General features: G+C 50.8%; 1 rRNA gene. It reads right to left on the bottom strand.

From position 1 onward, the window contains the following. Positions 1 to 120: ribosomal RNA gene (locus RhoFasB10_RS26040) — 16S ribosomal RNA — on the bottom strand; the annotation flags it as partial. Between the last annotated feature and the right edge of the window lie 177 nt (positions 121 to 297).

Consider the following 297-nt stretch of genomic DNA (forward strand, 5'->3'; position numbering starts at 1 on the left):
CACCCACGTGTTACTCACCCGTTCGCCGCTCGTGTACCCCGAAAGGCCTTACCGCTCGACTTGCATGTGTTAAGCACGCCGCCAGCGTTCGTCCTGAGCCAGGATCAAACTCTCCGTAAAAGACTCTAGAAACAACAACCCTCCACAAAGAAGGATCGCGAATCAGTTCAAAAACCAAAGAGCCAAATCACTAGCAAAAAAACTCAACTAGCAAAAAATGTCCCCTCACCCCAGACGGGAAGAATGAAGCAAGAAGACGTCACACCCACACCCCGAAAGGCATGAGCGCCAAAAACA

Source organism: Rhodococcus sp. B10 (genome assembly GCF_011770055.1).
GTDB lineage: Bacteria > Actinomycetota > Actinomycetes > Mycobacteriales > Mycobacteriaceae > Rhodococcoides > Rhodococcoides kyotonensis_B.